At 38.7% G+C, this 18,795-nt stretch carries 15 protein-coding genes; 9 read left to right on the plus strand and 6 right to left on the minus strand.

Annotation, left to right across the window (positions count from 1 at the left end; all coding sequences use genetic code 11):
* Positions 1 to 211: 211 nt before the first annotated feature.
* The gene (gene zupT, locus MHB51_RS14120; RefSeq protein WP_066169203.1) at positions 212 to 1,027 is read left to right on the plus strand and encodes a zinc transporter ZupT; all 816 of its coding nucleotides are present in this window, start codon (positions 212 to 214) and stop codon (positions 1,025 to 1,027) included.
* A gap of 56 nt (positions 1,028 to 1,083) precedes the next feature.
* Here the strand turns inward: zupT and MHB51_RS14125 are convergent, their stop codons facing one another.
* The 4 genes from MHB51_RS14125 to thrC form a co-directional block, all read right to left on the minus strand.
* Complete coding sequence (locus MHB51_RS14125; protein WP_342558418.1) at positions 1,084 to 3,141, minus strand: catalase; 2,058 nt, start codon at positions 3,139 to 3,141, stop codon at positions 1,084 to 1,086.
* Positions 3,142 to 3,319: 178 nt separating this feature from the next.
* Entirely contained in the window at positions 3,320 to 3,964 is a 645-nt protein-coding gene (locus tag MHB51_RS14130; RefSeq protein WP_066169199.1) for an NAD(P)H-binding protein, read from the minus strand.
* A 454-nt stretch (positions 3,965 to 4,418) separates the two neighbouring features.
* Complete coding sequence (gene thrB, locus MHB51_RS14135) at positions 4,419 to 5,312, minus strand: homoserine kinase (RefSeq protein ID WP_342558419.1); 894 nt, start codon at positions 5,310 to 5,312, stop codon at positions 4,419 to 4,421.
* Positions 5,309 to 6,361: a threonine synthase gene (gene thrC, locus MHB51_RS14140; RefSeq protein WP_342558420.1), complete on the minus strand. Its 1,053-nt coding sequence runs from the start codon at positions 6,359 to 6,361 to the stop codon at positions 5,309 to 5,311. The genes thrB and thrC overlap by 4 nt, the downstream gene beginning before the upstream one ends.
* A gap of 184 nt (positions 6,362 to 6,545) precedes the next feature.
* Here thrC and MHB51_RS14145 point away from each other — a divergent pair, with 184 nt between their 5' ends.
* The 4 genes from MHB51_RS14145 (at position 6,546) to MHB51_RS14160 (ending at position 10,444) form a co-directional block, all read left to right on the plus strand.
* Positions 6,546 to 7,772, plus strand: coding sequence for an MFS transporter (locus MHB51_RS14145; protein WP_342558421.1), 1,227 nt, complete (start codon positions 6,546 to 6,548; stop codon positions 7,770 to 7,772).
* A gap of 549 nt (positions 7,773 to 8,321) precedes the next feature.
* Entirely contained in the window at positions 8,322 to 8,837 is a 516-nt protein-coding gene (locus tag MHB51_RS14150) for a sigma-70 family RNA polymerase sigma factor (RefSeq protein WP_107943357.1), read from the plus strand.
* Positions 8,821 to 10,098: a DUF4179 domain-containing protein gene (locus tag MHB51_RS14155; RefSeq protein ID WP_342558422.1), complete on the plus strand. Its 1,278-nt coding sequence runs from the start codon at positions 8,821 to 8,823 to the stop codon at positions 10,096 to 10,098. The genes MHB51_RS14150 and MHB51_RS14155 overlap by 17 nt, the downstream gene beginning before the upstream one ends.
* 103 nt (positions 10,099 to 10,201) lie before the next feature.
* Positions 10,202 to 10,444, plus strand: coding sequence for a MurR/RpiR family transcriptional regulator (locus MHB51_RS14160; RefSeq protein WP_066169188.1), 243 nt, complete (start codon positions 10,202 to 10,204; stop codon positions 10,442 to 10,444).
* 110 nt (positions 10,445 to 10,554) lie between these two features.
* Here MHB51_RS14160 and MHB51_RS14165 read toward each other — a convergent pair whose 3' ends face one another.
* Entirely contained in the window at positions 10,555 to 11,355 is an 801-nt protein-coding gene (locus tag MHB51_RS14165; RefSeq protein WP_342558423.1) for a GNAT family protein, read from the minus strand.
* Positions 11,356 to 11,742: 387 nt separating this feature from the next.
* Here MHB51_RS14165 and MHB51_RS14170 point away from each other — a divergent pair, with 387 nt between their 5' ends.
* Entirely contained in the window at positions 11,743 to 12,669 is a 927-nt protein-coding gene (locus tag MHB51_RS14170; protein WP_066169183.1) for a manganese-dependent inorganic pyrophosphatase, read from the plus strand.
* Between the two features lie 211 nt (positions 12,670 to 12,880).
* Here MHB51_RS14170 and MHB51_RS14175 read toward each other — a convergent pair whose 3' ends face one another.
* Complete coding sequence (locus tag MHB51_RS14175; protein WP_342558424.1) at positions 12,881 to 14,245, minus strand: FAD-dependent oxidoreductase; 1,365 nt, start codon at positions 14,243 to 14,245, stop codon at positions 12,881 to 12,883.
* A gap of 127 nt (positions 14,246 to 14,372) precedes the next feature.
* On the opposite strand from MHB51_RS14175, the gene MHB51_RS14180 reads away from it, so the two are divergent.
* The 3 genes from MHB51_RS14180 to MHB51_RS14190 all read left to right on the plus strand — a co-directional run bounded on the left by MHB51_RS14180 (position 14,373) and on the right by MHB51_RS14190 (position 18,734).
* Entirely contained in the window at positions 14,373 to 15,080 is a 708-nt protein-coding gene (locus MHB51_RS14180) for a DsbA family oxidoreductase (protein ID WP_066169179.1), read from the plus strand.
* Between the two features lie 157 nt (positions 15,081 to 15,237).
* Complete coding sequence (locus tag MHB51_RS14185; RefSeq protein WP_342558425.1) at positions 15,238 to 15,873, plus strand: FMN-dependent NADH-azoreductase; 636 nt, start codon at positions 15,238 to 15,240, stop codon at positions 15,871 to 15,873.
* Positions 15,874 to 16,361: 488 nt separating this feature from the next.
* On the plus strand, positions 16,362 to 18,734 hold the full coding sequence (locus MHB51_RS14190) for a bifunctional 2',3'-cyclic-nucleotide 2'-phosphodiesterase/3'-nucleotidase (protein ID WP_342558426.1): 2,373 nt from the start codon (positions 16,362 to 16,364) through the stop codon (positions 18,732 to 18,734).
* The last annotated feature ends 61 nt before the right edge of the window (positions 18,735 to 18,795 follow it).

The raw sequence follows: 18,795 nt of genomic DNA on the forward strand, positions 1-18,795 counted from the left end.
GTAACAGCGAAAAAACATTCCAATCCGAATTAAAATATTCATATATATCTCTCCTTTATATATTAGTCGTAATTATAAAAATAAAGTTACTTTATTTTGTATTTGATGGAAAGTTGAATAAGCCCATAAAATATTTCCTAGTAAAATAAAGTTGCGTAAAGGAAACTGCTTGCGTATAATACGATTAACTTAGTAAAGTGAGGAAATATTTATGGACGGAAATGTATTATTGGCACTTGGCTTAACATTGTTTGCAGGGCTAGCAACAGGAGTAGGTAGTTTAATAGCGTTTTTTACATCAAGAACAAATACGAAATTTTTATCTGCCGCCCTTGGATTTTCTGCAGGGGTGATGATTTATGTATCGCTTGTTGAAATTTTTGTAAAGGCGAAAGATGCTTTGACGACAGCACTCGGTGCAACAAATGGTTATTGGATGACACTGGTCGGCTTTTTCGGGGGAATGATTTTTATCGCCCTTATTGATAAATTTATTCCAAAGAAAAATAATCCGCATGAAGTGCGTACGGTTGAAGATGTAAATGCTATTGAAAGCAAGCCGCTTGCAGATGCAGATAAACTAATGAAAATGGGGACTTTTACCGCACTTGCCATTGCTATTCATAACTTTCCAGAAGGTATTGCCACATTTATGTCAGCATTACAGGACCCGAATTTAGGAATTGCAATTGCGATTGCTGTTGCAATTCATAATATTCCAGAAGGTATCGCCGTTGCAGTGCCGATATTCTTTGCTACAGGTATTCGAATGAAAGCCTTCCGCTTGTCTTTACTATCTGGCTTAGCAGAGCCTATTGGGGCACTTGTTGCTTATTTAATTTTAATGCCATTTTTAAATGATGTTATGTTTGGTGTTGTATTTGCTGGCGTGGCAGGGATTATGGTATTTATCTCATTAGATGAGCTATTACCAGCAGCTAAAAAATATGATGAAACGCATATTTCTATTTATGGCTTAGTTGCGGGCATGGCTGTAATGGCAATTAGCTTAGTGTTGTTAACGTAGATAAAAAAGCGCAGGAAATCTATTGTAAAACATTGATTTCCTGTGCTTTTTATGCCTCAAATATAAATATCTCGTTCCCAAAAACGTTGCTTGGCGATATTTTGGATAAATTGCTGTGAGAAGTTTGGATTCGCTGTGGCAAAAAGAATACCTTCACTTGCTTTGGCACGCGTAGCATTAAAATATGGGACGCCTGTTGTGGCGATGCCAATAGGTTTATAGTTTTGATAAACTTGGCGAATAAAAGCTGTCATATCGCTATTAAATTTCGCCTGATTAGCTGCTGTTCCACCAACAACATATAGTGCGTCGTAAAGGACAGGCGATGTTGTTAAAAAGGTTGCATCCACTTCGAAAGTTTGCCCATTTGCTGCTCTCACTGGTTCAAAAGTTTCTGCAATAATTTGATAGCGTACGCCATAACGCTTAAATTCCTTCATCACTTGCTCTAGCTCCTGCGCATTAAATTGATTGCCGATAATAATAGCTACGCGCAATGTTTGGGGAACGAATATCGTATTTTGTTGACTAAGGGCAGGTGAAGATGCAGTTACATCAATTTGCTGCTGTGTTGGTTTATTCACCGCTAGCCGTTCAGCAAGCGTGGTTGCCAGTGTATAGTCAATGTTAGCAAGCATATTGACTACATTCTGTCTAATACTGCGGACATTTACCTTGCCTACCTCGAAGGAAAAAGCATCTACAATATGCTTTTTTTCCGGTGGTGACATACTGTTCCAGAAAAGTCGTGCTTGCGAAAAGAAATCATCAAAGGACTTACTACGTCCTTGAATGACACGTCCCTCTACTTTTTCTGGAAAATGAACATATCCTCCTTCAGCAGCAGTGCTTGTTGCAGGTGTATTATCAGCTAATGAGTTTTTATGGTAACTCACTTGACCAACATTAATCATTTGTCGGCTAAAGCCATTACGCTGGTTGTTATGGAAAGGACAAAGAGGACGATTAATCGGTATTTCAGTAAAGTTAGGGCCGCCTAGACGTAATAATTGTGTATCTAAATAAGAAAACAGACGACCTTGTAGTAGCGGGTCATTTGAGAAATCGATACCCGGTACGACATTGCCTGGATGAAAGGCTACTTGCTCTGTTTCAGCAAAGACATTATCCACATTGCGATTTAATGTAAGTTTACCAATCCTTTTAACTGGAATAAGCTCTTCTGGCCAAAGCTTTGTCGCATCAAGTATATCAAAATCATACTTAAATTCATCTGCTGGATCGAGCATTTGCACACCTAATTCATATTCAGGGTAAAAGCCTGCCTCAATAGCTTCCCATAAATCACGACGCTGAAAATCAGGGTCTGCACCACCAATTTTTTGCGCCTCGTCCCAAATTAGTGAATGCACACCGAGAACGGGCTTCCAGTGGAATTTAATAAATTTGCTATGACCAGCCGCATTGACAAAGCGGAACGTATTAACGCCGAAGCCTTCCATCATGCGGAAGTTTTTCGGAATCGCTCTATCGGACATTAGCCACATAATCATATGTGCTGTTTCTTGATTGCTTGCGACAAAATCCCAAAACGTATCATGAGCAGAGGAAGCTTGAGGTATTTCATTATGTGGCTCTGGCTTAACTGCATGGATAATATCAGGGAATTTTATAGCGTCTTGGATAAAGAACACCGGGATATTGTTGCCGACCAAATCAAAATTGCCTTCCTCTGTATAAAACTTCACCGCAAAACCGCGCACATCACGCGCTGTATCGTTAGAGCCTGAGCTACCAACAACATTCGAAAAGCGCACAAAAACAGGCGTTTTTGTGCCAGCCTTTTGCAAGAAATGTGCTCTTGTAAATTCAGACATGGATTCATACAGTTCAAATTCCCCATGAGCTGCATAACCTCTCGCATGAACGACTCTTTCTGGAATGCGCTCATGGTCAAAATGCGTAATCTTTTCACGAAAATGAAAGTCCTCCATCAACGTAGGACCGCGTAACCCCGCCTTCAAAGATTCTTCATCATTGGACACTCGCACCCGCTGATTCGTCGTCATCCTTGTGCCATCATTATTTACTTTGTAGGCATCGAGCTGCTCTAGCTTTTTGTTTTCGTTGTTGTCGTTAGTATTGTCTTTCATAAAATCCTCCTTTTAAAGCTTTGTACAGCGTATGAGGGAGTGAAAGAAAATATGAAGTAGGGTGTCAGGCACGCAAACAATTCTGAAAATTGACTACAATTTAGCAAAAAAAAGCCTAAGTTATGTTTTGATGTTTCAACATAGCTTAGGTCGCTAGCCTTATTTAAGAGTATTTATATTAACTAGCTGAGGTTGTGTTTTCAGAGGCTGCTGTGAAGGCTTCATTAATATGTTTAGCATTTTCGATTTCGTCGACTACAGCTACTGCAAAATCAGCTTGGCTAATATAGCTGTTATGCTGGGAGTTCATTAGTAAATAGTCATGACCTGTAATATAGTGACCTGTACGTGGACCTTCCGCATCAAACATGAGGGCAGGGCAAATAAAGCTCCATGATATAGAGGATTGTTGCAACTGCTGCAAATTTTGCAGTTGATATTTAGCGGCAGCTGTTAGTTGTGCCGGGTATTCCTCGCTGTCGAGCAGCCGTAATATTTTCTCTTTATTGGTAAATAGACAGCCAGAGCTACCGATATCTAATAATCGTGTTTGCGATGGCTGCAAAATAGATATTAAATGCTTACCTGCTTCTACATACAAATGCTCTTCGCCACTTTTGGGGGCAAAGGCATTAACGATGCAGTCGAATGCTTCGATATCAGCCGTTGTTAGCTCGAACAAATCTTTTTCGAGCGTTTGTACATCTTCCTTTAAAGTGGCTTGGTTGCGTACTATTGCTGTTGCATCGTGCTCTCTCATAATTGACTCTCTTAATATATTACTGCCAGCTTGACCGGCAGCTCCAATAACTGCGATTTTCATTAACATTTCCCCTTTCTCCAATCAAGTGATAGTACTATACCCAATTTATCAAAAAAGTATGCATAGATTTAGTAGAGTAAGGTTTAATGGAGCTTTGACAGGAACGAGAAATAGAACGCAGAAAATGTAGAATAAAAAGCTATTGACTGGAGGTAAGAATGGAGTTGTCTGAAAAGTCCATTTTGATTTGACACCATATTGAAATCAATATTTTCATCGCTTCCCTTTTGCTGAAGGATAACGCTGCTAAAGCTAATGTTCCTCCCATTTTTAAAAGAGGCGTTTTCTGTTTATAGGAATCAACATTTTGTGAAACATCATTGCTACTGTCCAAAATGCCGGCTATGCAAGGCTTTTTGGACAGCCTCTATAGCTTGGAAGTTATGAAACTACAAAAAAATGGGGATGTCCCGAAGGCGGTGTATTGCCTACATTTGGGACGCCCCCTTGCAAATTATAATGGTGTAATCGTACTTCCCTTTTTAGCTGCTGTCGTTAAAACGATACGATGCTCAGGGAATTGCTTTTGCATGCTGACAACAAATTCGTCAGCAAGTGTTGGCGGTATAATTGAAATAAGCGTTGGGCCAGCGCCACTTAATGCTGTGCCGTATGCGCCAGCTTGTTTAGCTGCTTGGCGAATCTCCATGTAGCTAGGAATTAGCTGTGCGCGGAAAGGTTCGTGGAATAAATCGGATTCCATATAGCGACCGATTCGCTCGTAATCTCTAGCAATAAGCGAGGCGGCAAGCATATTTGCAGCAGCACTTGCCTTTACTGCATAAGAACGCTCTAGCTGAGTAGGAAGGACGCTCCGTGCCTTTGCTGTTTTTAATTCTACATTTGGAATAAATAGCACGAAAGCCACATCCATATTTTGTACATGAATCGTATCAACTATATTATCCTCTGTCATAGAGGAAATCGTTAAGCCACCTAAAACAGAGGCTGTGGCATTGTCAGGATGCCCTTCAATTTGTGATGAAATATTGAGTTTATCTTGTATTGTAAGCTTTAAATTACATAGCAAATTGGCTAGCTCGATTCCTGCAACGATAGCTGCTGCGCTACTACCAACGCCACGAGCCAAAGGTAACTCGCTTGTCATTACGACATGACAACCCGGTAATTCCTTATCGTAGTGCCTAGCCACTTGCTTGGCAATTTGATAGATTAAATGATTTTCTACTGTTGTATCTGCTGGCACATGTTCGCCTTGATGGACAAATTCCCACTCTTTCTGCGGGGTTGCTTGCAATGTTAAATAAAGTGACAAACCGAGCCCGATAGAATCAAAGCCGGGTCCTAGATTTGCTGTACTGCCAGGAACTTTAATTTGCCAACTCATAGTGTTCCCTCAATATATGCGCGAATTTCTTCTTCATCGCTTTTCAACGATACTAAGTCTACTGTTGAGACGCTCATTGCAGTATCTGGGTCTTTCAAGCCGTTACCAGTAAAAATAGTGACGACTTGACTACCTTGTGGAATAAGACCTGCCTTCACCGATTTTATCACGCCTGCAAGGGAAGCGGCTGAACCAGGTTCAACGAAAATACCTTCCTTACCAGCGATTAATTTATAAGCAGCTAAAATTTCTTCATCTGTTACAGAATCAATAATACCACCTGACTCGTCTCGTGCTGCCTCTGCTAATTTCCAGCTAGCGGGATTGCCAATACGTATAGCTGTTGCAACTGTTTCGGGAGTAGCAATTGGCTCACCTTTCGTAATTGCTGCAGAACCTTCTGCTTCAAAGCCAAGCACCTTTGGTAAGCCTGAGTTTTTTGCTTCATTATAATCTTTGAAACCTTTCCAATAGGCAGAAATATTTCCTGCATTGCCAACAGGAATACATAAGAAATCTGGTGCTTTTCCAAGTGCATCAACAATTTCAAAAGAAGCCGTTTTTTGCCCTTCAATGCGGTATGGATTGACTGAATTAACGAGGGCAACAGGTGTCGTTTCGCTAATGCGACGTACGATATTTAAAGCATCGTCAAAGTTGCCGTCAATTTCAATAATTTTTGCGCCGTACATTGTTGCTTGTGCTAGTTTACCAAGAGCTACTTTTCCTTTAGGGATAACTACAACAGAGTTGATACCTGCGCGTGTCGCATAGGCAGCAGCAGCAGCGGATGTATTACCGGTAGAGGCACAAATAACGCATTTTGCGCCATCTTCAACGGCTTTAGCAACAGCAAACACCATGCCACGATCTTTAAAGGAGCCTGTTGGGTTCGCACCTTCGATTTTTCCATATAACTCAATACCTAACTCTTTTGATAAATGAACTAAATGCACTAATGGCGTATTTCCTTCATTTAAAGTTAAAGCAGGTGTTTTTTCAGTAACAGGTAAATATTGCTTATATTCTTCAATTAAACCTTTCCACATATCAAACATGACTCCTTTTGTTCTTTCTGAAAGAACAGTTGTTTTTGTATACAAGACATTGTAAACCTCTAGCTCTATCATTTCAATAGTAAAACAACAATTTAATTTAAACAATATTGTCACAATTAAAAAATAGGTGTATAGTATACATGCTTATACAAGTGTAAAGACAGGTGGTTATATTATGGTAAAACAGCAAGAAATGCAAATTTCACGCAATAAATTACTTGGTGTAGCAGGTGTTGGATGGATGTTTGATGCAATGGATGTCGGCATTTTATCCTTTGTCATTGCTGCACTCGCAATAGACTGGGGTTTAAACCCTGCACAAATGGGCTTGATTGGTAGTATCAACTCAATTGGAATGGCAGTAGGTGCGCTTATGTTTGGTGTACTTGCTGACAAAGTAGGGCGTAAAAAAGTGTTTATGTGGACACTTATATTGTTTTCGGTTGCAAGCGGACTATCTGCGTTAACGACAACGCTAGTATTATTTTTGATTTTGCGCTTTTTCGTTGGAATGGGACTCGGAGGAGAGCTACCAGTTGCTTCGACACTCGTTTCTGAAAGCGTTGAAACAAAGGAGCGCGGTCGCGTTGTTGTGTTGTTAGAGAGCTTTTGGGCAGGTGGCTGGCTACTAGCTGCAATCATTTCTTATTTCGTTATTCCAGCGACATTCTGGCCAATTGAAGGCTGGCGTGTTGCGCTTATTATTACTGCTTTGCCAGCATTTTATGCGATTTATATTCGCATGAAGCTACCTGATTCTCCGCAGTTTACAGCGAAGGTAGAGGCTAAAAGGCGTTCTGTCTTGCAAAATATTCGCGAAGTATGGTCAAAGCCATATGCACGTTCAACATTTATGTTATGGGTGCTATGGTTCGCAGTTGTATTTTCATATTATGGAATGTTTTTATGGTTGCCAAGCGTAATGGTTGGGAAGGGCTTCGATTTAATTTCCAGCTTTAAGTATGTGTTAATTATGACGCTAGCGCAGTTACCAGGTTACTTTACTGCAGCTTGGTTTATTGAGAAGCTCGGACGTAAATTTGTACTTGTAACATATTTAATCGGAACAGCAGCAAGTGCTTTTGTCTTTGGAAATGCAGAATCTGTAACTATTTTACTTGTTTCAGGGATGCTACTATCATTCTTTAATTTAGGAGCATGGGGAGCATTATATGCTTACACACCGGAACAGTATCCAGCGATTATTCGTGGTACAGGTACAGGTATGGCGGCAGCTGTAGGGCGTGTAGGTGGTATTTTCGGTCCACTCTTAGTAGGGTCATTAATAACAAAAGGCTATGACATTGGTTCGGTTTTTGCGATTTTCTGTGTCGCAATTTTAATTGGAGTATTAGCAGTGTTATTTTTAGGTAAGGAAACAAAGCAGTTGGAATTAGAATAGAGGTAATATCTGAAGATATAGCAAGATAATTGTGTTGCAAAACAACTAACTCTGAAGCAAACTAGTTTAATAGAAGTTTGGGCTGGGGCTGTCTAAATAGGCGGTCCCTTCTTTTATGCAACGAAAGTTCCCCAGAGAAACGCCGCTAAATTCCATGTTTATCACGTCTTCAAAGCAATCTAATATTATTTTAAACAGCCATAATTTTATTTTCTTTTAGCGATGTTCTTTGCGACGAGTAACCGCAAGAGCCAATTTTTTTATCCAAAGACAGGAATTCAGTCTAAGAATATCATGTCCTGTCATAACGACTGAATGAACAGCATCGTGCTGGCTCTAGCCTTCGTCAAATGTCACAGGGCATGCAAGTTCTAGGTTAATAGCCCAAAAATTCAGACTAGCGTTAGTTGAGTCATAATTAATTGAAACACGACCAAAACGCCCTAAAAGCAGTGCGCAGCACATTTTGGGGACGTTTTTATTTTTTTGAAACAAAAGGTCTTACTTATTCATCTAATAAGTAGATAGAAAGAGAGGGTGTGAAGGTGATTGTTAAAAAAGGCGCAGAAAGGAAATAGCGACGCATTTCTACAATTAATACAAGATGAAAAAGTGAAGCTATATAAAATGGCGTATATTTATATGAAAAATGAGGATGATGCGCTAGATGTAGTACAGGAAACTGTGACAAAGGCCTATGCCAATATAAATAGCGTGAAAGATGAGCGATACTTTTCCACTTGGCTTATGAAAATTTTAATTAATACAGCGCTTGAGCATTTACGTAAAAATAGCAAAATTGTATTAATACAAGAAAATGTAAAGGAGCAAGGACAGACGTTTAGCCATGATGAACGTATGGATTTACTACATGCAATTGAACAGCTAGAGGAGAAGTATAAAACGGTAATCTTGCTAAAATATTATCAAGATTTATCAACTAGAGAAATCGCAGAGTTACTTGAGTATCCAGAGGGGACAGTAAAAACAAATGTCCATCGAGGCTTGCAACAATTAAAAAAATTTTTGAATAAAGGGGGCGTATTGTATGGAGAACAATATTAAAAAAGCCATTGATGAAATGGAAGTGCCGATGCAAAAATTGGATGAAGCAATAAGCAAAGGGATTGTTGTATCTAAGAAAAAGCCGAGAAATATATTAGCGATGGGAGTATTAACATCCGTCGCAGCAATTTTACTCGTATTAGGTGCGGGGTTTGTGTCACCGACAGTTGGCAATGCACTTGCGAAGGTCCCATTTATGAGCTTTGTTTATAAAATTGAGGAGCAGGATAAAGGATTGCATAAAGCATTATCAGATAATAATGCGATTCAGTTAAATAAAACGGTGACAAGTAATGGCATCTCAGTTACTTTTGAAGAAATTGTTTATGATGGTGCGCGTATTAATGTGATTTATTCAATGCCTGAATATCAAGAAATAGGCAAGATGGAAATGTTCGTGAATGGCGAATGGCTGAATACAGGAGGGAGTATAACATCTTTGCACGAGGAAGATGGTTCATATCGCGCTCTATACGGTTTTCGCTTTGATGAGGACTTGCCAGATGCATTTGACTTAACATTAAAAATAGACATGATTGCTGGAGTAGTAGGTGATTGGACGTTTGAAACACCAATCAAGAAAGTAAAAAATAATCATCGTATATTGCAAGCTGGACAAACGGGTATGATGAACGGGATTGCTTTTGAAGTAAAGAGTGCTCAAACTTCAACTACTTCAACAAAGTTACAAGTAGAATTTACAGGAGAGATAAGAGAGAAAGTCGGCTATCCTATTGGTTTGTCTATATCTGAGACGATTACAGACCAAAACGGGGTTCCATTGAAAATATTAGAGAAGTCAGGTGAGGGAAGAACGGATTACGATTTGGCATGGACTTATATATTAGAGCCACTTGCACCTGATGTGACAGAGTTACGGTTATATTATTATTCTGGACCAAAAATAGATGAGGTGGTTGAGGATATTATTGTGCCATTATCTAATGAGCTACCTCAAAAAATTGACCTAGGAGCTATGGGGGATATAGTGATTACGAATGTTGAACAAGATGGGAACGAAGCAACTTTAAGATTTTTAATTGATAGTGACTTCCCGTTCGATGGGGATTTAAGAACGCATCCTTTTGCTGTAGTGCTGGAAAATGGAGAAAGGATTGTGACAGATGTTGTACAAGCTGTTGGACGTAACGAATATCAATTGAAATATAAAGCGAACGCAGGTCAACCTTTTATTAAAACAAGACCGTTGACGATGATGGCAATTGAGCCAGAAGCGCAAGTGGTTATTTCAATCAAATAGTGACAGATTTTTCAGAAAAAACATTGAATATAATGATTATTCATGTTAATGTATGTTCAATTAAGCTAGTTGAGAATAGATGAGAAAGGGTAGAGAGAAGAGTATGAGTATTTGTGAGAGCATTAAAAAGCGTTTTATTCGATTATCCAAAGGCCAGCGTCGTGTTGCACAATTCGTATTGAATGACCCAAGTATTGTAACGACAAAGATAGCGTCTGAAGTCGGAAAAATAGCAGGGGTAAGCGAGTCGACAGTTATCCGATTTTGTTATGCTATGGACTTTTCAGGGTATAGTGAGCTACAAAAGAGAATGAAAGAAGATTTGGCTTATCGTCAGCGTGAATAGGTGAAAAATAGGGGCTGCTAAGAAAGGAATTTCTTTCTCAGCAGCTCAAATTAATTATCCAGATAAAGGGAGCTATCTTGAAAAGACAGCTCCCTTTGCGTTTTGATAAATCAATCAATTAGCTTACTATAAATGATTTCATCATAATAATCATTATCAATTTTTACTGAATGCCTTTTCGTACCTTCAACTGCGAAGCCCTGTTTCTCAAAAAGGACAATGGCTTTATTATTATGGGACATTATCGCTGCTTCAAGTCTTTCAACACCATTTTGCTGTGCCCATTTTATACTATTTTGTAATAATGCTGTACCGATGCCTGTGTTTTCAAATTTTTTTAATACACCGATACGTATTGTAGCTGCGTGCTGTAGACGCTGCTCTTTATAACCAGTAATGCGTGAATAGCCTGCAAATTCACCATTAGTAATGCAGAGGAGTATCGTTTGCCTTTTAAATTTGCGCCACTCTGCCATCTGCTTGCGTACAACTTGCACTGTTAGATGTTGAACATTTGGTTCATAATATTCAAACTCAGATTGTGCATAAATTTGCTCTTGCAGGCGAATAAATGAGCGAGCATCTTCTGTTTCAATTAACCGAATAATAGAAGCCTGTGAATTTTCGTCTGCATCATTCTCATCACTTCGTGCTTGTTTTAAACGGGAGAATGTTACGGCTTGCCCTAACTGAACATCAATTACATTATAATTGGCATTAACCCAAGATTGGTAATGTGTCAGTGGTGGCTTCGTTTTTTTCCACCAACTCAAGTTCAAATAAGCTGCATTTGGCAACGCTTGGCCCATAATATTTTCAATTGCTTCATATGTTAATGTAATTTCACTTTGCGTTGCATTCTGAAAGAACTCAGCTAATGGAATATACTTCTTTTCCATCTTTTTAGACATTGCTATCCTCATTTCTATGACTAAATTTAATATATATACGATTATTTTAACATATGCGTCAAAAAAATAATAATTAATGTTGAAATTTTTTGCATTTATACTAACATACGAAGTTAAAAAGGAGTTACGACTATGATTTTTTTTTAGCGAGTAGGAAGTTTGGAGCGTTTTAAATTACGGATAGAGGATGAATAGACTAATAAAGAAAGAACAAATTAAGTTAATAGCGCCTAATAATATTTAAGTAATTAAAGTAAAAAGCTTTGTTAAATTAGAGAAGCTTAGAAATCTGCTTTATTTCAATGCTAAACTTCGAATTCAATTTAAGATAGAATTTGTGATAAAATAAGCTTGTTAATAAGCATAGATAAATTAGGAGGCTATATCATGAGCAAGACATTAGTTTTCGGACATAAAAATCCAGATACAGATACGATTACATCAGCAATCGTTTATGCGTATTTAAAGCAGCAATTAGGTGTAGAGGCAGAGGCTGTACGTTTAGGAGATATTAATAACGAAACGAAGTTTGCTTTAGAAAAGTTTGGTTTCAATGCCCCGCGTTTTATTAGCGCTGTTACGGGAGAAGCAAATCAAGTAATTTTAGTAGACCATAACGAATTCCAGCAATCTGCTGACGGTATTGAAGAAGTGCAAATTTTAGAGGTAATTGACCATCATCGTGTTGCGAACTTCCAAACTGCAGACCCGCTCTATTTCCGTGCGGAGCCTGTAGGTTGTACAGCAACAATTTTAAATAAATTATTTAAAGAAAACGATGTGGAAATTCCTGTAAATATTGCGGGTTTAATGCTGTCTGCCATCGTATCAGATACATTATTATTCAAATCGCCAACATGCACAGAGCAAGATGTAAAAGCAGGTGAGGAATTAGCTGCTATCGCAGGTGTAGATGTAGCAGAATATGGGTTAGCAATGTTAAAAGCCGGTGCAGATTTATCGGATAAATCATTAGAAGATTTATTATCATTAGATGCAAAAGGCTTTGATTTCGGTAATTACAAAGCGGTAGTTGCACAAATAAACGCTGTTGATATTGAAGATGTGCTAGGACGTCAAGCTGAACTAGAGACATTATTAACAAAAAATGCAGAAGAGAATGGCTTAGATTTATTCTTCTTTGTCGTGACAGATATTTTAAATAACGACTCTACAGCGGTAGCAGTTGGACATGTAGCAGAAAAGGCGGCTGCGAGCTTTGGCGCAACAATTATTGATGGACGTATTAGCTTACCAGGTGTCGTATCACGTAAAAAGCAAATTGTTCCTGTATTAACAGAAGGCTTAAAATAAAAGGGTGGCAGTCGAGATGGTAAATAAAATCTCGACTGCCCTTTTAGATTTTCAGGAAGTCTTTTATAAAAAGATATAAAGGAGGGGAAGTGTGAGGGGTATTTTCATATATTATTTTATATTTTTCATAGAACACTGACATATTTCTAATTTGCAAATATTCCAGTCAAACAACAAAAGTTTCCCGGAAAGGGGCACGTAAGCTTGCTTTTCAGACCCCACCATTTTCTAATTTTAACGGATAAACAGCTGGACCCTCAATCACATTCCCTTTTTTATCGAAACGAGAGCCATGACATGGGCAATCCCATGTTTCATCCGCTTCATTCCAGCGGGTTTTACAGCCTAAATGAGTACATTTTGGTGCTGACATGCGCGTCATATAGCCTGCAATAAACTGCTCACTAATAAAGCCTGCTTTTATGAGCATGTCATATACAGTACGCCCTTGTATGCGACTTGGCATATATAGTTGTGTAGCGCGGTGCTCATTTTTTGTAAAGTAGCCATGCAATATTTCCGCTGCTACTAGTGAGCTTGAAAGTCCCCATTTTTTAAAACCTGTTGCAATATAAATTGGAGAATCCTTTATCATTGGACCGACAAAGGGGATACTATCAGGTGTCGTCATATCCTGGGCACTCCATAAAAAGCTAGGTTCAGATAGGTCAAATTTACTGTCGAGTTCTTGAGCGAGTGTGTCATAATACTTCATTGTGTCACTTTCTGTTCCAGCCGTATGGGATGTACCTCCATAAACAAAATAAGACTGCCCGTCGATTTGAGCGGTACGAATTGTACGAGCTGGTGAGTCAATGCTAATGTATTGCCCTTGTAAAAGGTCTGAACATGTTGTTGCCGTCAAATAGGCGCGCTCTACTGTCAACTTCAAAGTATTTAAACCAGCGATGGAGTCGATTGGGTAATGCGTGCATAATACCAGCTTTTTGCAGGCAATTGTGTAGCCTTCAGCGGTTGTTACAGTCGGTTTATCTGTAACTTGCGTAACGCGTGTATGTGTGAAAAATTGGGCTCCAGCCTGCTGCGCTAGCCTTGCGAAATGTAGTAAAAACTGAACAGGATGAATTTGTGTTTCGCGTTGCATATCAAGGGCTAGTTGAACCTTATCTGTTAATTCCGTATCATTTGTTAAACTGGATGGGATGCCGATTTTCTTGTATGCTTCGTATTCCTGTTCTAATAAAGTGCGGTTGTCCATTTCGGTTGTATAAATAAATGATGTGGCCGTGTTATAAGTTGTTTTGTCTGCTTTTTCAAGCGACTGTTCAATCGCAGCTTTATTTACTTGATAGTAAAGCTTAGCATCTTCTTCCTTTAATGTATGATAAAAGAGTCCATGCTGCGCTGTTAGTTTACCAGTGGAATGCGCTGTTGCTCCTTCACCAATGCTTTTTCCTTCTAAAACAATGACGCGCAATCCTGCTTGTGCAAGTAAATAAGCTGTATAAACCCCACTTAAACCAGCTCCAACAATACAAATATCACAAACTGTATCGGACGATAAAGTTGATGTTGTTATTGGTGTTGTGTGATGAAGCCATAATGATTGTTGCATAAAATGCCCCCTTACCTATATTTAACATACAGTATAGGGAAATTTTCCTGTCACTATTCACAAGTCAAAAAAATTGAATAATATATTTGCTTATTTGTACAATGGAATAGTAAAGGAGGCGGAGGCAATGATTATACAAGTATGGTCTGATTACGTTTGTCCGTTTTGTTATATTGGAAAAAAGCAATTAGAGCAAGCGCTCGAAGTGAGTGGTTATGGGGAACAAATTGAAGTGCAATACAAAAGCTATTTATTAGATCCGACAACCCCTGTTGATGCGGAGGAGTCGATTTACGGTCCATTAGCGGCAAAATATAATATGTCAATTGAGCAAACAAAGGCGATGACGCAAAATGTTGTAGAGCGAGCAAAAGAGGTTGGCTTAAATTACGATTTTGATCGTATGAAAACAGCGAATACGATTAAGGCACATCGTTTAGCTAAATGGGCAGAGGAGCAGGGTAAAGGTGCAGAGATGAACGAACGCCTATTACAGGCTCATTTTTTAGATGGTCTGGCGATTGGACGTACAGACGTATTAGTAGCTTTGGCTGAGGAAGTAGGCTTAAGCGGTGAGCAGGCGAAAGGAATGCTAGCGGGCGATGAATATAAGGAAGAAATGTATTCTGATATTGAAATAGCTCGTCAGCTAGGAGTGCGTGGTGTACCGTTTTTCGTCATTGATAATAAATACGGTATTTCAGGTGCACAGCCGCAACATTTATTTGAGCAAACAGTTGAAAAGGCCGCGGTAGAGGCTGGCCTGCAACGTAAGTTAAATATAGTTGGCGGTCAAGGAGCGCTTTGCGAAGATGGCGTATGTGATATTGAATAAGAGAACAGGAACGTTTGTCCTTTAAATGTGTATATAATTAATTTCAGTCAAAAGTCTTAGAGCAGTATGATTGATTTTTTCTTACTGCTCTATTATTATATGTAATGTCTTGATTTCGAGATATTACAGAAATGTATATTTAAAAGGAGATTTATAAATGACAAACGTATTAGTAATAAAAGCAAATAACCGCCCAGATGGCGTCTCAACACAAATGTACGAGGCTTTCGTTGAGGAAGCAAAAGCTCAAGGTATTGAATTCTCAACATTTGATGTATTTGAAGAAAATTTAGCATATTTCGGACAAGAGCTATTTAACGCTTTCGGTAAAGCACAAGCAGGCGAAGAGTTAAACGAAAAGGAAGCTGCTTCATTAGCATCTTTCAATAAATCACGTGAAGCATTAACAGCAGCAGATGTAGTCGTATTTGCATTCCCATTATGGAACTTAACAATTCCAGCAGCATTACAATCATTTATCGATTACACATACGGCGCAGGTTATTCATTCAAATATGATGAAAACGGCAATTTAGTAAGCTTAATGACGGACAAAAAATATATTATTTTATCAGCTCGCGGTGGTATTTATTCAACACCAGAGGCTGCAGGCTCCGAAATGGCTGTTAATTATATTAACAACGTAATCGGTGGCGTTTATGGTATGCAAAAAGTAGACGAAGTTGTTATCGAAGGGCATAACGCAAACCCAGCGAAAGCACAAGAAATTATTGCAGAAGGTTTAGAAAAAGTAAAAACTGTAGCGAAAAATTTAACAGCTGTATTGGTTTAATATTTAGGCAAACTAGGGCAAGTTATACAAGCACATGAAATCAGAATTTTGATTTCATGTGCTTTTTTTATCATTAGCCAAAATAGGCGTTTTATATCATGTTACTAAAGTTAGAATTAATTTAATATTAAGATAAGGAAAAATAAGGTGGAATGAAATAAAGACTAGTAAAAAACAAAAGCCAATTCGTGATTAGTAGGCATTTTCCTCAAGTAAGTTGGTTTAACGTCTTTTCGCAGAATAATAGGTGACGAGATGAAAGGCAAGCGTTAGACCTATTTAGCGAGTGTTCAAACATCTACTGATGAAGAGGAGCCCAGTGTAGGACCACCCGGTATGCTAAGGGAACGACTGAGTAATCAACATTATGTTGGTCCAAGCTCTGGGATGTCATAGATTTTGAAGAGAAGTTTTCAAGTGAATCTAGGATAATATGGTTGCAATTACGTTGAAGCGTAATTGATTATAAATGACAAGGAGTGACACAAATGAAGAATAAAATTTTCACAGGGACAGTAGCATCATTAATGTTAGCGGCAGGCTTAGGTGGAATGACATCTGCTGAAGCAGCAGAGGAATCTGTTACGCGTGGTGATTATGTTGTGCAATTGATTAAGGAACTAGGTGTGGAGTTGGGGGATGGTTCTACCGTTACTTTTAAAGATGTATCAAAGGAGTTAGCGCCATATGTGGAAAAGGCAGTTGAACTAAATTTAATTAACGGTAAATCGACAGACACCTTTGCACCAGATGAAAAATTAACACGATTACATGCCTTTGTTATTGCGGCACGTGGCTTAGCAACAGAAAATGCAGCACTCGGTATATTGACTAAATTTGCCGATAATGCAAAAATTCATGCATCCCATAAGCAGGATATGGCGAATGCAGCGGCATTAGAAATTTTGAATGGCTTTGCAGATGGTACGATTAACCATACGAAAATTGTGACTGAGCAACAAATGGAACTTATCGTTAAACGCTTTGTAGAGCAGTACAATAACGCAGCCACATTAGCTGAAGAAGATGAGGCAAAAGTAGCTTTACGTATTTTAGGTACATCAGATATTCATACAAATTTAGCTGACTATAATTATTATTTAGACCAACAGGCAAAGGATATAGGCCTAGCAAATACAGCTACATTAATTGACGAAGCGCGTGCTGAAAACCCGAACCATTTATTATTCGATAATGGTGATTTAATTCAGGGTACACCATTAGGCTCCTATAAAGCGCTTGAGGCAAAATTGCAGCCAGACGAGGTGCATCCAGCAGTAGCAGCACTTAATGCTTTGGGCTATGATGCCGCAACATTAGGGAATCATGAATTTAATTATGGCTTAGATTATTTGAATGAGGTAATGGATGATGCAGAGTTCACTTGGGTAAATGCAAATGTGCGCGATGCGAAAACAGGTGATTATTATTTTGAGCCATATGCTATTTTATCGCGTGAGGTTGTTGATGAAGACGGCGATAAGCATATGATTAAAGTAGGAGTAACAGGTATCGTGCCTACACAAATTTTAGGCTGGGATGCAATTCATCTAACGGGTAAAGTAACAGTCGATCAGCCACTGGATGCATTAGAAAAAGTAATTCCTGACATGGAGGCTGCTGGAGCGGATGTAATTATTGTACTTTCGCATTCTGGTATTGGCTCTGATAAAAATGTGCAAGGTAATGAAAATGTAGGTTATCAAATTACACAATTAGAAGGTGTAGATGCATTAATTACAGGACATTCCCATTTACAGTTTCCAGGTGATTATCAAGATTTAGTGAATGTTAATCAAGAAAAAGGAACAATTAATGGTGTACCAACAGTTATGCCTGGTGCATATGGTAGTCATTTGGGTGTTATTGATTTGGAGTTAGAGCTTGAAGGGAGTGAGTGGATTGTAACAAATGGTACAGGTGAAATTCGTTCCATTGAGCGTGATGAGTTAGTACCATCCAAAGAAGTAATAGCTGCTATTCAGGATGCACATGAAGGAACTTTAGAATATATTCGTCGCGCAGTTGGTGAAACATCAGCACCAATTAATAGCTATTTCGGCTTAGTGCAGGATACTGCGGCAATTGAGATTATTACACAGGCGCAAACTTGGTTTATTCAAAATCAGCTTAAGGGGACAGTAGACGCTGAATTGCCAATTTTATCAGCAGGCGCACCGTTTAAAGCAGGCTCTCGTGACAATGCAAGCGACTATACAAATATTCCAGCAGGCCCGTTAGCAATTAAAAACATGGCTGATATTTATCATTATGACAATACGATAGCCACTGTTAAAGTAACAGGTGCAGATGTAATTGAATGGTTAGAAATGGCAGCAGGTGTGTTTGCCACGATTGACCCGACTAAAACAGAAGAGCAAAATATTATTGATTCAGAGGCACGCTCATACAATTTTGACGTGTTAGATGGCGTAACATATGAAATCGATGTAACATCCCCAGCAAAATACGACCGTCGGGGTAATGTCGTAGATGAAACTGCAAACCGGATTAAAAATGTACAATTCGATGGTAAGCCAATTGATTTGTCACAAGAATTTTTAATTATTGCGAATAACTACCGTGTAGGTGGCTCTTACGGGGCTAATTTTGTGAAAGAGGATCAATCAAACTTAACGGTGTATGCTCATGAAAACCGTCAAGCAATTATTGACTATATTATTGAAAAAGGTACAATCAACCCACAAGCAAATAATAATTGGAAGTTTGTAGCCTTCCCTGAAAATATAAGAGTAGTTTTTCTTACTGCTGATGTAGCAAAAAACTATATTCCAGAAGGAAACAATATTGAATATATCGGACCAGATGCGAATGGTTTTGGGAAGTTTTTATTGAAATAAAGAATAAAAAGCCGTTTGGAAAGTAGTACCTTCCAGACGGCTTTTACAACTGCACTAAAAT

Origin of the sequence: Metasolibacillus sp. FSL K6-0083 (assembly GCF_038630865.1) — a bacterium.
Classification (GTDB): Bacteria; Bacillota; Bacilli; order Bacillales_A; family Planococcaceae; genus Metasolibacillus; species Metasolibacillus fluoroglycofenilyticus.

What these genes read in the sequence shown, in the direction of transcription:
- zupT (WP_066169203.1), top strand. Translation starts at nt 212, where the DNA reads ATGGACGGAAATGTATTATTGGCACTTGGCTTAACATTGTTTGCAGGG.
- MHB51_RS14125 (WP_342558418.1), bottom strand. Translation starts at nt 3,141, where the DNA reads ATGAAAGACAATACTAACGACAACAACGAAAACAAAAAGCTAGAGCAG.
- MHB51_RS14130 (WP_066169199.1), bottom strand. Translation starts at nt 3,964, where the DNA reads ATGAAAATCGCAGTTATTGGAGCTGCCGGTCAAGCTGGCAGTAATATA.
- thrB (WP_342558419.1), bottom strand. Translation starts at nt 5,312, where the DNA reads ATGAGTTGGCAAATTAAAGTTCCTGGCAGTACAGCAAATCTAGGACCC.
- thrC (WP_342558420.1), bottom strand. Translation starts at nt 6,361, where the DNA reads ATGTGGAAAGGTTTAATTGAAGAATATAAGCAATATTTACCTGTTACT.
- MHB51_RS14145 (WP_342558421.1), top strand. Translation starts at nt 6,546, where the DNA reads ATGGTAAAACAGCAAGAAATGCAAATTTCACGCAATAAATTACTTGGT.
- MHB51_RS14155 (WP_342558422.1), top strand. Translation starts at nt 8,821, where the DNA reads ATGGAGAACAATATTAAAAAAGCCATTGATGAAATGGAAGTGCCGATG.
- MHB51_RS14160 (WP_066169188.1), top strand. Translation starts at nt 10,202, where the DNA reads ATGAGTATTTGTGAGAGCATTAAAAAGCGTTTTATTCGATTATCCAAA.
- MHB51_RS14165 (WP_342558423.1), bottom strand. Translation starts at nt 11,355, where the DNA reads ATGTCTAAAAAGATGGAAAAGAAGTATATTCCATTAGCTGAGTTCTTT.
- MHB51_RS14170 (WP_066169183.1), top strand. Translation starts at nt 11,743, where the DNA reads ATGAGCAAGACATTAGTTTTCGGACATAAAAATCCAGATACAGATACG.
- MHB51_RS14175 (WP_342558424.1), bottom strand. Translation starts at nt 14,245, where the DNA reads ATGCAACAATCATTATGGCTTCATCACACAACACCAATAACAACATCA.
- MHB51_RS14180 (WP_066169179.1), top strand. Translation starts at nt 14,373, where the DNA reads ATGATTATACAAGTATGGTCTGATTACGTTTGTCCGTTTTGTTATATT.
- MHB51_RS14185 (WP_342558425.1), top strand. Translation starts at nt 15,238, where the DNA reads ATGACAAACGTATTAGTAATAAAAGCAAATAACCGCCCAGATGGCGTC.
- MHB51_RS14190 (WP_342558426.1), top strand. Translation starts at nt 16,362, where the DNA reads ATGAAGAATAAAATTTTCACAGGGACAGTAGCATCATTAATGTTAGCG.